Genomic DNA, 12,468 nt, shown 5'->3' with positions numbered 1-12,468 from the left:
TTCCTTGGTCGGCGGGGTATCGTCGTCATCGCGCTTGAGCGCCTTCTTGCCATGCGCGGCCCGATCCGCATCGACCGCCGCATCGAGCTCGGCCAGATAGGCCGAGGGCGTTTGCTGCACTGTCACTACATCAAATTTGCCTTTGTTGGCGTTGGCCTTCAAGTGAGTGCTGTCGGTGTACAACACGCGGCCATCGACCATGCCCCGGCCCATCGCCTGACGCACGATCTCGTCAAAGATCGCCTGATATACAGTGGTGTCGGTGAAGCGCCGGCGCCGGTTCTGCGAGAACGTCGAGGCGTCCGGTACCTTGTCGGTGAGCCTGAAACCGGCGAACCAGCGATACGCAACATTCACTTGTACTTCGCGCATCAACTGCCGCTCACTGCGTACGCCAAACAGATAGCCAATGAATAAGAGTTTGAACAACACTACCGGATCGAGCGCCGGACGCCCGTTATCGGCGCAGTACAGGTGCGCTACCTTCTCACGGATAAAATCGAAATCGACCGCCGCAGCGATCTTACGTAGTAGATGATCACTGGGCACCAGGCTTTCCAGTGTCACCATTTCCAGCTCGTGCTGGTAAGGCGCAGGGATTTTTAGCATTCCCCATTATAGAAAAAACCTTCCAATTTCGGAAGGCTTTGTCAGCAACCTGAAGCCCGCGATTCAGCGGGCTTTTTTGTCAGCGCGCTTGCGGCGCGACTCCATCGGATCGGCAATCAGCGGACGGTAGATTTCAATCCGGTCCTGGTCGCGCAACACCGTATCGAGCGTCTTCAGCTTGCCGTAGATGCCGACCCGCCAGCAGCTGAGGTCGATTTCGCGCACTTCTTCCAGCAGGCCGCTGCGCTTGATGCCGTCATGCAGCAGCGTCCCGGCAGGCACCGACAACTGCTTCAGGGCCTGCATGCCGGGGCTGGCGTAGCAGACCTGTATCCGTATCAACGCCGCGCCGGACGCCGCCTCAACCATGGTGGCCATATACCGCGTCGGCGCGCTTGCAGAAGGAGTCGACGAAACTGTTGGCGATCATGCTGAATACCGGGCCGATCAGCTTTTCCAGGATGCGGTTGGAGAATTCGTAGTGCAGGTCGAATTCGATCTTGCAGGCGTCGGCCCGCAACGCCTTGAAGCTCCAGTTGCCGTCGAGATGCTTGAAAGGTCCCTCCACCAGCCGCATCTGCATGTTGCTGGGCGGCGAGTTGGTGTTTTCCGTGGTAAACGATTGCTTGATGCCGTGATAATGTATATTCAATGTCGCCACCAGCTTGCCGGCATCGCGTTCACGCACATCCACCCCGCCGCACCACGGCAGGAATTGCGGGTAGTCTTCGACCCGGTCGACCAGCGCAAACATCTGTTCAGCGCTATATCCCAAAAGTACCGTTTTATGCACTACTGCCATTGAATATCAACCGTTTGATAGAATCACAACTTGAAATTTTAACCGACCTGCGCGATTTTCCTAATACATGAGCATTATTGACAACAAAAAAGTCTTCCACGACTACTTCATCGAAGAGCGTTTCGAGGCCGGCATGGAGCTGCATGGCTGGGAAGTGAAGTCCATCCGCGCCGGACGCGCCAACCTGAAAGAATCCTACGTCATCATCCGCAATGGCGAAATCTACCTGTTCGGCGCCCACATCAGCGCCCTGCTCAGCGCCTCCAGCCACGTCCATCCGGAAGCCGTGCGCACCCGCAAGCTGCTGCTGCACGCCGAGGAAATCAGGAAACTGATCATCAAGGTCGAACGTTCCGGTTATACGCTGGTGCCGATCAACCTGCACTACCTGCGCGGCCGCATCAAGTGCGAAATCGGCCTGGCCAAGGGCAAAAAGCAGCACGACAAGCGCGACACCGAACGGCAACGCGATGGTGAGCGGGAAGTCCAGGCTGCGATGAAACAGCACCGGCGTTGAAGCGGCGCCAATAAACGATGCCCCAAAAAAAAGCGGGCCGGCGGAACCTGAATTCCGCCGGCCCGCCTTTTTTTATCGCCGACTAAGACTTGGTCTGGGATTTGACCACTTGCAAGGCAGTGGCGATCAAGCCGCTGATGTCGCCCAGGTTGGCCGGCACGATGATCGAGTTATTGGTCTTCGCCAGTTGCCCGAACGCCGCCACATATTGCTCGGCCACTTTCAGGTTCACGGCATCCGAACCGCCTGGCGACTGGATCGCCGCCGCAGTCTTGCGGATTGCTTCAGCGCTGGCTTCGGCGATCGACAGGATCGCCGCGGCCTGGCCCTGGGCACGATTGATGGACGCCTGCTTTTCACCTTCGGACTTGGCAATCGACGCTTCGCGTTCGCCGGTCGCAATATTGATCTGTTCCTGCTTGCGGCCTTCCGAAGCGGCGATCAGCGCCCGCTTCTCACGTTCCGCGGTAATCTGCGCCTGCATCGCATGCAGGATTTCCTTGGGTGGCGTCAGGTCCTTGATTTCATAACGCAGCACCTTCACGCCCCAGTTGGCGGCGGATTCGTCGATGGCGCTGACGATGGTGGTGTTGATGTGGTCGCGCTCTTCGAAGGTCTTGTCCAGCTCCATCTTGCCGATGACCGAACGCAAGGTGGTCTGCGCCAGCTGCGTGATGGCGGCGATGTAGTTGGAAGAACCGTAGGATGCGCGCATCGCATCGGTAATCTGGAAGTACAGGATGCCGTCCACCTGCAGTTGCGTATTGTCGCGCGTGATGCAAACCTGCGGCGGCACATCCAGCGGGATTTCCTTCAGGATGTGCTTGTAGGCGACGCGGTCGATGAACGGCACCACGATATTCAATCCGGGGCCCAGGGTCGCATGATATTTGCCCAGGCGCTCCACCACCCATGCATGCTGCTGCGGCACCACTTTGATCGTCTTGGCGATAAATATGATGACGATCACCAGCACGATTAACGAAACGCTTCCGAACATGATTTTTTTCCTTATGAATTGAAGAAGACAGAGTCATCCGCCGCGCTACGGCGGAAGTCGAGCTCGCTTAGTGCTGGCCGGGCCTGTCGCCGACAATCAGCCGGCTGCCGCGTACCTCGCGGATAAAAAACAGGCCGGCATCCGCATTTGCCGCCGGCGCCAGCTCCACATCCCACATCGCGCCCCGGTACTTGACGCGCGCCGTATATCCGCCGCCGGTGCCCGCATCCTGCTGCCATTGCCCGACCGTGATCGATTGCCCGATATCCAGGTTGACATTGGGATCGCGCTCCGCCAGGACCTTGGTGCGGCGGCCGAACTTGCTGCGCCGTAGAAAATACGTGGCGACCAGGGCCACCACCGCGGCAACCAGCAGCTGCCATTCCACGCCCCAGCCCAGCAGCGCAGCGATGCCGCCGACGGCCAGGCCAATCGCCACCATCAGCAAATACAAGGTCGTGGTGAACAATTCCGCCACGACCAGCAAACCAGCCGCCAATATCCACATCACCCATCCGGCCATATGACCCTCTCCGTTATGTAGAGCACACAGTGTAATCCATCTGACAACTGAAGTTACAATAACTCACGCTTCATTTCGTTCATGCCGCCAAGCTGATGGCTGTCCGATCCAATGCTATGCTCCCTCTTCCACAGATTGCCGTGGGCTGACGCCGCCGTCAGCCAGCCATACATGAGTACAAAATGAGCACGACCCATCTTATCCAGCAAGCATACAAGGATTTCCAGAATGGCAAAACCGGCCATGCCGAACGCTCGCTCAAGGAGATCCTGAAGGCCCAGCCGAAAAACTTCGACGCCCTGCATGTGCTCGGCGTCATCTGCGCCGCCACCGGGCAACGCCAGGAAGCGGCGCAACTGTTCGGGCAAGCGCTGGCCCTGGACGGCAAGAATGTATCGCTGCATTACAAGCTGGCCCGGGTGCAGTTTGAATCAGGCCAGTTCGATGCCGCCCTGCTCGCTTATGAACAAATCATTGCATTGGGCTATGTCAAACCCGAGATACTGCTGGCCAAGGCCGTGACCCTGCTCAGCCTGCAGCGCCGGCAGGAGGCGCTGGCCTGCATCGAACAGACGCTGGCCGCATGGCCGGACCATGCCGACGGCTGGGCGCACAAAGGCGCCCTGCTGTACCAGCTGCGGCACCATGAGGATGCGCTGCTCCACTTTGAGCGCGCGCTGGCGCTGCAGCCGGACATGGCCGACAGCTGGTATAAAAGGGGCCTGGCCCTGGACAAGCTGGAGCGCTATCCCGATGCGCTTGCCAGCCTCGACCGCGCCATTGCGCTGGCGCCGAAAACCGCCGCCTACTGGCTGGACCGCGCGGTCATCCTGCACAAGCTGGAACGCTACGCTGAGTCCCTGAGCGACAACGAAACCGGGCTGGCGCTGGCTCCCGGCAATGCCGAAGCCTGGGGCGACCATGGCCTGACCCTGAGCCGCATGAACCGCCACCAGCAAGCGCTCGACAGCTACCAGCGCGCCCTCAGCCTGCAGGCAGGTTATGCGGATGCACTATCGAATCAATCGCTATCGCAGCTGGTGCTGGGGCAGTTCGAAGCCGGCTGGCAGAGCTATGAGTATCGATGGAAGAAAGGCAATGCGGATGTCCAGCGCCATACCGGAATCCCGCTATGGCTGGGCCAGCAGGCTATCGAAGGCAAGCGCATCTTGCTGTGGTCGGAACAGGGCCTGGGCGACACGATCCAGTTTTGCCGCTACGCCACCCTGGTTGCAGCGTTGGGAGCCGAGGTCGTGCTGGAGGTAGACCCGGCGCTGAAAGCGGTCGCCCAGACCATGGGAAACTTCCAGGTGATCGCCATCGGCGAAGGGTTCGCGCCGGTCGACTGCCAGACGCCGCTGATGAGCCTGCCGCTGGTCTTCAAGACCGGCCTGGCGACCATCCCGGCCGCCATCCCTTATTTTGCGGCCGATGCCGGAAAAAAGGAAAGCTGGGCAAAACGCATGGGCTCCACCGGCGGCAAACTGAAGATCGGCCTGGCCGGCTCAGGCAATGCCGGCAATACCAACGATCACAGGCGCTCCATGCCGCTGCAGGAATTTGCACCGCTGCTGCAGCTGGATGGCGCGGATTTTTTCCTGGTGCAGAAAGACATCAGGGAGTCGGATCGTGCATACCTGCAGCAAACGCCCAAGCTGCGGCCGCTCGCCGAGGACATTGCAGGTTTCGACGATACCGCGGCGATCGTCGCCAGCCTGGACCTGGTGATCAGCGTCGACACCTCGGTCGCCCACCTGAGCGGCGCCCTCGGCGCGCCGGTCTGGATCCTCCTGCCCTGGGCGCCTGACTGGCGCTGGCTGCTGGATCGCGAGGACAGCCCGTGGTATCCGAGTGCAAGGCTGTTCCGGCAAGAACAAGCCGGCAACTGGCAAAATCTGATGCTGGACGTAGCCGATTCCTTGCATCTCTTCCTGGACAAGCGGGCTGGCATCTGACCCTGAAAATAAAAACGCGAGCACTTGGCTCGCGTTTCTTCTTATGACCAGGACGCATCATCGTCCCGCATATCGCCTTTATTGCGCGGCAGCCAGCAGCTGCCAGGTATCGATCACCGAATCCGGATTCAGGGAAATCGATTCGATGCCCTGCTTCATCAGCCATTCGGCAAAATCAGGATGGTCCGACGGACCCTGGCCGCAGATGCCGACATACTTGCCCTTGGCCAGGCAAGTTGCGATGACCTTCTCCAGCAGAGCCAGGATAGCCGGGTCGCGCTCGTCGAAATCGGCCGCCAGCAATTCCATGCCGGAATCGCGGTCGAGGCCCAGGGTCAGCTGGGTCAGGTCGTTGGAGCCGATCGAGAAGCCGTCGAAGTAATCCAGGAACTGCTCGGCCAGGATGGCGTTCGACGGCACTTCGCACATCATGATCACGCGCAAATCGTTTTCGCCGCGCACCAGGCCGTTCTTGCCGAGCAGGCCGATGACTTTTTCCGCCTGGCCCAGGGTCCGCACGAAAGGCACCATGATCTCGACGTTGGTCAAGCCCATGTCGTTGCGCACCCGCTTCATCGCCTGGCATTCCATTTCGAATGCTTCGGCAAAGTCGGCTGCCAGGTAACGGGCGGCGCCGCGGAAACCGAGCATCGGATTTTCTTCGTCCGGCTCGTAGCGCGAACCGCCGATCAGCTTCTTGTACTCGTTCGACTTGAAGTCGGACAAGCGCACGATCACCTTTTTCGGCCAGAATGCAGCGGCGATGGTGGCAATCCCTTCGGCCAGCTTGTCGACGTAGAAAGCCTTCGGCGAAGCATGGCCGCGCGCTACCGATTCCACCGCCTTCTTCAGGTCGGCGTCGATGTTCGGATATTCCAGGATCGCGCGCGGGTGCACGCCGATGTTGTTGTTGATGATGAATTCCAGCCGCGCCAGGCCGACGCCGCCGTTCGGGATCGACTGGAAATCGAACGCCAGCTGCGGATTGCCGACGTTCATCATGATCTTCAGCGGCAGCTCAGGCAATGCGCCGCGCGCCACTTCGCTGACTTCGGTTTCCAGCAGGCCGTCGTAGATCTTGCCTTCGTCGCCTTCGGCGCAGGATACGGTAACCAGCGTGCCGTCTTTCAGCACGTCGGTAGCGTCGCCGCAGCCGACCACCGCCGGCACGCCCAGTTCGCGCGCAATGATCGCAGCGTGGCAGGTACGGCCGCCGCGGTTGGTGACGATCGCCGAAGCGCGCTTCATCACCGGCTCCCAGTTAGGATCGGTCATGTCGGCTACCAGCACGTCGCCCGGCTGCACGCGCTCCATTTCGGAAGCGTCATGGATCACGCGCACCGGACCGGCGCCGATTTTCTGGCCGATGGCGCGGCCATGAGTCAGCACGTTGCCGGTGCCCTTGAGTTTGAAACGCTGCTGGGCGTCGGTCGTTTTTTCCTGCGACTTCACGGTTTCCGGACGCGCCTGCAAGATGTACAGCTTGCCGTCGCGGCCGTCCTTGCCCCATTCGATATCCATCGGGCGCTCGTAGTGCTTCTCGATGATGGTGGCGTATTTGGCCAGCTCGACGATTTCGTTGTCGTTGAGCGAATAGCGGTTGCGCAGCTCGATAGGCACATCGACGGTCTTGACCGAACGGCCGGCCTTGGCTTCGCCTGTGAATTCCATCTTGATCAGCTTGGAGCCGATGTTGCGGCGGATGATAGGCAGCTTGCCTTGCTCCAGCATCGGCTTGTGGACATAGAACTCGTCGGGATTGACCGCGCCCTGCACCACTGTCTCGCCCAGGCCGTAGCTGGAAGTGATGAACACCACGTCCTTGAAGCCGGATTCGGTATCCAGGGTGAACATCACGCCGGCGGCGCCGACATCGGAACGGACCATGCGCTGGACGCCGGCCGACAACGCCACTTCAGCGTGGGTAAAGCCTTTGTGCACACGGTAAGAGATGGCGCGGTCGTTATACAGCGAGGCGAACACGTGCTTCATGGCTTCCAGCACATTTTCAATGCCGACCACGTTGAGGAAGGTTTCCTGCTGGCCGGCGAACGAGGCGTCCGGCAAGTCTTCCGCCGTCGCCGAAGAACGCACGGCGAACGACATCTCGCTGGAAGAATCTTCGACCAGGCGTTTGTAGAAAGCGTGGATTTCCTGCTCCAGGCGCGGCTGGAACGGCGTTTCCACAATCCATTGGCGGATCTCGGCGCCGGCTTGCGCCAAGGCCCGTACGTCTTCGACGTTCAGGGTCGCCAGGCGATCGGCGATGCGGTCGGCCAAGGCCGGGCCGCCGTCGGCGCTATGCGACAGGAAATCGCGGAATGCCTGCGCCGTGGTGGCGAATCCGCCCGGCACCCGAACTCCGGCGCCGGCCAGCTGGCTGATCATTTCACCCAGCGATGCGTTTTTGCCGCCGACGGAATCGACATCCGTCATCCGCAGATTTTCAAAGGAGATGACGTAAGCCGCCCCCTGGGTAGCACCCATCTGTATTGCATTGGACATAACAACCTCTAGTTTGATGATAAGAAATCTTCACAATTGCCTTCGCCGCCCTTGGCTTTTTGTTATTCTTCGTCAGGTAGCTTCAAATATTCAGTTGGCTGCCATTTTATGCCAATTTAGCGTTCACAGGCGCACAAGGCAGCACGTAGCCGTCAGCAGGCTAGAGTCCGTGTTCAGTTAAAAGTTCGGCGGCCCCACGGGCGCCGCCGCAGTTGCCGGGCAACGCCTTGCTTTTTATTTTTTACTTTATTTTCGACAACATTATGCTAGATGCCGCTCCTGCACCGCTGGTTCCTGCCCACCGCACCGTCTTCTTTGTTTCCGACGGCACCGGCATCACCGCCGAAACCTTCGGCCATTCGGTGCTGACCCAGTTCGAGCTGCGCTTCAAGCAGGTGCGCCTGCCCTTCATCGACACCCTGGACAAAGCCTACGACGCCACCCGCAAGATCAATGAAGCATGCGTGGCGGACGGCAAATTGCCTATCGTGTTTTCAACGCTGGTCAAGGCCGACTTGTCAAAAGTCATCCAGCAGGCCAAAGCCATGCATATGGACCTGTTCCAGACTTTTGTCGAACCGCTGGAGCGGGAGCTGGGCGTCAAGTCCACCCACACCATCGGCCGCAGCCATAACACGGCCAATACCGACGAATACAAGAACCGGATCGAAGCCATCAATTTTTCGCTGGCGCATGACGATGGCCAGTCGCACAAGAACCTGGCCGACGCCGACGTTATCCTGGTCGGCGTCTCCCGTTCAGGCAAGACTCCTACCAGCCTGTACCTGGCGATGCAGTTCGGCGTCAAGGCCGCCAACTATCCTTTGATCCCAGAGGATTTCGAGCGCGACAAGCTTCCCAGCGGCCTGTTGCCATTCAAGCAAAAGATTTTCGGCCTGACCATCGCGGCCGACCGCCTGTCGGAAATCCGCAATGAACGCCGTCCGGGCAGCAAATACGCCGCGCTGGCAAATTGCCGTTATGAAGTGAATGAAGCGGAAAAAATCATGCGGCGCGAAGGGATACGCTGGATGTCGTCGACCACCAAATCGATCGAAGAAATCGCGGCGACGATCCTGCAGGACATCAAGCCGGATATGCGGACTTTCTAAGCAGGGGCCGGGACAGCCGGCCTGCTCAATCCAGCGCCTGGCGCAGCTGCTCGAAAAAACATACCGCCGCCGCAGCGGCAACATTCAGCGACTCCATCTGCCCGCGATGCGGAATCACGACTTGCTGGCTGGCCAGTTGCAGCAAATCTTCCGCGACGCCCTGCCCTTCATGGCCGAACAGCCACGCCAGTTCTCCGTGCAGGTCAGCCTGGTAGATGCTTTGCGTCGCATACGAACTGGTGGCAAGCACCGGTATCTGCGCTGTCGCCATCAGGGCCGCCAGGTCAACGCCTTCGAAGATGTCCAGGATGAAATGCGCGCCCATGCCCGCCCGCAGCACCTTGGGCGACCAGGCAGATGCGCTGCCTTCTGAACAATAGATCTGCCGGATGCCTGCGGCCGCAGCGCTGCGCAGGATGGAACCGAGGTTGCCCGGGTCCTGCAGGTTGTCGAGCAGCACGGCCGACTGGGTCAATGCGGCCGGCGCCGCCGCTTTCGGCGTTTCAACCACAAACAGCAGGCCGACGCCGTGCTCGACCTGGCTCAGCGCCTGGTACTGGCCGTCCGGCAGCAGCACGCATTGCACCGCCTCGGCCTGGCATTGCCGGATCACCGCAGCCGCTTCGGCATGCGTCAGCGCGGTTTCGCTGGCGACGCACAACACCGGCCTGGCGCCGCTCTGCAAATACGCTTCGGCCAGGTGGATCCCGTCCAGCAGCGTACGGCCCGCCTTGCGCCTGGCCTGGGCGCTGGTCGCCAGCTGCTTCAGTTCCTTGTACAAAGGATTGGCGGACGAGGTGATGCTTTTCATGCCGCCGCCCCATCGATATCCAGCGCCAGCAGAGCCCGCACCGGCGCATAGGATTTGCGGTGCACCGGCGACACGCCATGCAGGCGCAGCCGTTCCATGTGCAGCGCCGTCGGATAACCTTTGTGCTGGTCGAAAGCGTAGTGCGGATATTGCGCGTGCAACACCTGCAGCGCGGCGTCGCGCGCGGTCTTGGCGAGAATCGAGGCTGCCGAAATGGCCTGCACCTTGTCGTCGCCCTTGACGATGGCCTCGGAGCGGATGCTGAGCTGCGGACAGCGGTTGCCGTCGATCAGCGCCAGCGTCGGCTGCATGGACAGTCCTTCCACCGCGCGCCGCATCGCCAGCATGGTTGCCTGCAATATGTTGAGCTTATCGATCTCCGCTTCGGAGCATTCGGCGATGGCCCACGCTAGTGCATTGGCCTTGATTTCCACCGCCAGCAGTTCACGCCGTTCGGCGGTCAGTTTCTTCGAATCGCGCAAGCCGCTGATCGGCCGCGCCGGATCGAGTATCACGGCGGCGGCAAACACCGGTCCGGCCAAGGGGCCGCGGCCGGCCTCGTCGACGCCGCAAATGGTTTCGCCGTCGTAGGTGAAGAGAGAGAGATTCTGGTCGGATGGGCTCACGGCGTTCAGTACCAAGTAGTACGCCGGATCAGGCCGGCGAAAGTCCGGATGGACGTTTATGTTGTTCAATCACTTGCAGCACGGCTTGCGCGCTTTCGCCGGCGGTATCGCGCAGCAGGGTGTGATGCATGTCGGTGAAGCGCTGCCGCAGCATCTCCTGGCGCGCCGGATCCTCCAGCTGCTGCCAGAGCGCGTCCGCCAGCGCCTGCGGTGTCGCATTATGCTGCAGCAGTTCCGGCACCAGGAATTCGCGCGCCAGGATATTCGGCAAACCTATCCACGGCTGGTAGCTCATGTGGCGCAGGATTTCCCAGGTGGCGCGCATCATTTTATAGGCGATCACCATAGGTTTCTTGTACAAGGCGACTTCCAGCGATGCGGTGCCGGAGGCCACCAGCACCGCATCGGCGGCCGCCATTGCCGTATGCGATTGCCCGTCCAGCAACTGGATAGGCAAGTCTTGCAGACCGGCCTGGCTGACCAGTTCGCTAAACAGCTTGCTCTGCTTTTCTCCAGCCATTGGCGCGATGAAGCGCATGCCGGGATCGCGCTGCGCCAGTATCGCGGCAGCTTGCACAAAAGCTATCGTGTTATGTTTCAGCTCACCCATGCGGCTGCCGGGCATGATCGCCACTACCCGGCCGGCGGCCGGCAGGCCGAGCGCGCTGCGGGCCGCGGCGACATCGGGCACCATCGGGATCACTTGCGCCAGCGGATGGCCGACGTAGGTCACCGGGATGCCGGCCTTGCGATAGATTTCTTCTTCAAACGGGAAGATGACCAGCATGTGCGACGCCGCACGCGCAATCTTCTTGATGCGTCCGCCGCGCCAGGCCCAGATCGACGGGCCGATGAAATGCACGGTGGGAATGCCGGCCTGGCGCAGTTGCGCTTCCAGGCCGAAATTGAAATCCGGGGCGTCGACGCCGATGAATACATTCGGCTTCTCCGCCAGCAGGCGGTCGCGCAACGCGACCTGGATGCCCTTGAGCTCGCGGTAGTGGGCCAGCACTTCGAACAAACCGTTGACCGACAGCTTTTCCATCGGCCAGTCGCTGACAAAACCGTACTCCGCCATCTTGGCGCCGCCGATGCCGTACATGCGCGCATCCGGCAGGTGCGGACGCAGGCCGGACAACAGGCGGCTGGCAAGCAAATCGCCGGAGGTTTCTCCGGCGACCATGGCGATGGCTACGTTGGCGTCAGCGTCCGCCATGTTCAGCGGATGATGCCACGCGTAGAGCCGGCAATGAAATCACGCATCAACTTCAGGTCTGCAGCAGATGCCGGCGCTTTCGACTCTTCCTGTTCCAGCGCCGCCATGGCGTCTTCCAGCGCCAGGCCGGAGCGGTAAATGGTGCGGTAGGCGCGCTTGATCGCCATGATCTGCTCGCTGCTGAAACCGCGCCGCCGCAAACCTTCGCTGTTGATGCCCGCGGGTTCGGCGCGATTGCCGGCGGCGGTCACGAACGGCGGAACATCCTGGCTGACGGCAGCGGTGAAAGCCGTCATCGCATGGGCGCCGATGCGGCAAAACTGGTGTACGGTGGTAAAACCGCCAAGCAGCACCCAGTCGCCAATGTGCACATGGCCCGCCAGCGTCGCGTTATTGGCGATCGTGGTATTGCTGCCGATCTGGCAGTCATGCGCCACGTGGACATAGGCCATCACCCAGTTGTCGTCGCCGATACGGGTGACGCCGCCATCCTGGACGGTGCCGAGATTGAGGGTGACGAATTCGCGGATGGTGTTGCGGTCGCCGATCTCCAGCCGGGTCGGCTCGCCGGCGTACTTCTTGTCTTGCGGCACGGCGCCGATCGAACCGAACTGGAAAATCGCGTTATCGCGGCCGATCGCGGTATGCCCTTCGATCACGGCATGCGGACCGATCTTGCTGCCGGCGCCGATGGTTACATGGGGGCCGATCACCGCATAGGCGCCGACTTCCACCGAACTGTCGAGGGATGCCTTGGGATCGATGACAGCTGTAGGGTGAATGCGCGTCATG

Annotated in this window: 13 protein-coding genes; 3 read left to right on the top strand and 10 right to left on the bottom strand. The window is 60.7% G+C overall.

Features of this window, described 5'->3' with window-relative positions; genetic code table 11:
- The 3 genes from BM062_RS10480 to BM062_RS10470 all read right to left on the bottom strand — a co-directional run.
- Positions 1-609, bottom strand: a 609-nt coding sequence (locus BM062_RS10480; protein ID WP_139220022.1) for a transposase, incomplete at its 3' end; no start/stop codon positions are given.
- 63 nt (positions 610-672) lie between these two features.
- Positions 673-987: an RnfH family protein gene (locus BM062_RS10475; protein WP_371326573.1), complete on the bottom strand. Its 315-nt coding sequence runs from the start codon at positions 985-987 to the stop codon at positions 673-675.
- Positions 971-1,411, bottom strand: a complete 441-nt coding sequence (locus BM062_RS10470) for a type II toxin-antitoxin system RatA family toxin (protein ID WP_092396492.1) — start codon at positions 1,409-1,411, stop codon at positions 971-973. Before BM062_RS10470 ends, BM062_RS10475 begins: the two co-directional genes overlap by 17 nt.
- Positions 1,412-1,478: 67 nt before the next feature.
- Here BM062_RS10470 and smpB point away from each other — a divergent pair, with 67 nt between their 5' ends.
- Positions 1,479-1,928, top strand: coding sequence for an SsrA-binding protein SmpB (gene smpB, locus BM062_RS10465; RefSeq protein WP_092396490.1), 450 nt, complete (start codon positions 1,479-1,481; stop codon positions 1,926-1,928).
- A gap of 82 nt (positions 1,929-2,010) precedes the next feature.
- Here smpB and BM062_RS10460 read toward each other — a convergent pair whose 3' ends face one another.
- Complete coding sequence (locus tag BM062_RS10460; protein WP_092396488.1) at positions 2,011-2,928, bottom strand: SPFH domain-containing protein; 918 nt, start codon at positions 2,926-2,928, stop codon at positions 2,011-2,013.
- Between the two features lie 67 nt (positions 2,929-2,995).
- The gene (locus BM062_RS10455; RefSeq protein WP_092396486.1) at positions 2,996-3,451 is read right to left on the bottom strand and encodes an NfeD family protein; all 456 of its coding nucleotides are present in this window, start codon (positions 3,449-3,451) and stop codon (positions 2,996-2,998) included.
- A gap of 182 nt (positions 3,452-3,633) precedes the next feature.
- Here BM062_RS10455 and BM062_RS10450 point away from each other — a divergent pair, with 182 nt between their 5' ends.
- Complete coding sequence (locus BM062_RS10450; protein ID WP_092396484.1) at positions 3,634-5,406, top strand: tetratricopeptide repeat protein; 1,773 nt, start codon at positions 3,634-3,636, stop codon at positions 5,404-5,406.
- Between the two features lie 78 nt (positions 5,407-5,484).
- On the opposite strand, the gene ppsA is transcribed toward BM062_RS10450, so the two are convergent.
- Entirely contained in the window at positions 5,485-7,842 is a 2,358-nt protein-coding gene (gene ppsA / locus BM062_RS10445; RefSeq protein WP_254785033.1) for a phosphoenolpyruvate synthase, read from the bottom strand.
- 332 nt (positions 7,843-8,174) lie between these two features.
- Here ppsA and BM062_RS10440 point away from each other — a divergent pair, with 332 nt between their 5' ends.
- On the top strand, positions 8,175-9,023 hold the full coding sequence (locus BM062_RS10440; protein ID WP_092396540.1) for a posphoenolpyruvate synthetase regulatory kinase/phosphorylase PpsR: 849 nt from the start codon (positions 8,175-8,177) through the stop codon (positions 9,021-9,023).
- Between the two features lie 25 nt (positions 9,024-9,048).
- Here the strand turns inward: BM062_RS10440 and BM062_RS10435 are convergent, their stop codons facing one another.
- The 4 genes from BM062_RS10435 to lpxA are packed head-to-tail and all read right to left on the bottom strand — an operon-like array spanning position 9,049 to position 12,467.
- Complete coding sequence (locus BM062_RS10435) at positions 9,049-9,834, bottom strand: TrmH family RNA methyltransferase (RefSeq protein WP_092396480.1); 786 nt, start codon at positions 9,832-9,834, stop codon at positions 9,049-9,051.
- Positions 9,831-10,475, bottom strand: coding sequence for a ribonuclease HII (rnhB, locus tag BM062_RS10430; protein WP_254785029.1), 645 nt, complete (start codon positions 10,473-10,475; stop codon positions 9,831-9,833). The genes BM062_RS10435 and rnhB overlap by 4 nt, the downstream gene beginning before the upstream one ends.
- A gap of 13 nt (positions 10,476-10,488) precedes the next feature.
- Positions 10,489-11,676: a lipid-A-disaccharide synthase gene (gene lpxB, locus BM062_RS10425; RefSeq protein ID WP_092396478.1), complete on the bottom strand. Its 1,188-nt coding sequence runs from the start codon at positions 11,674-11,676 to the stop codon at positions 10,489-10,491.
- Between the two features lie 2 nt (positions 11,677-11,678).
- A complete protein-coding gene (lpxA, locus tag BM062_RS10420; RefSeq protein WP_092396476.1) occupies positions 11,679-12,467 on the bottom strand; it encodes an acyl-ACP--UDP-N-acetylglucosamine O-acyltransferase in 789 nt (262 codons plus the stop codon).
- Position 12,468: the final 1 nt, after the last annotated feature.

This window comes from Collimonas sp. OK412, from assembly GCF_900112135.1.
Classification (GTDB): Bacteria; Pseudomonadota; Gammaproteobacteria; order Burkholderiales; family Burkholderiaceae_D; genus Collimonas; species Collimonas rhizosphaerae.
This window is presented reverse-complemented; position numbering and strand designations above follow the sequence as displayed.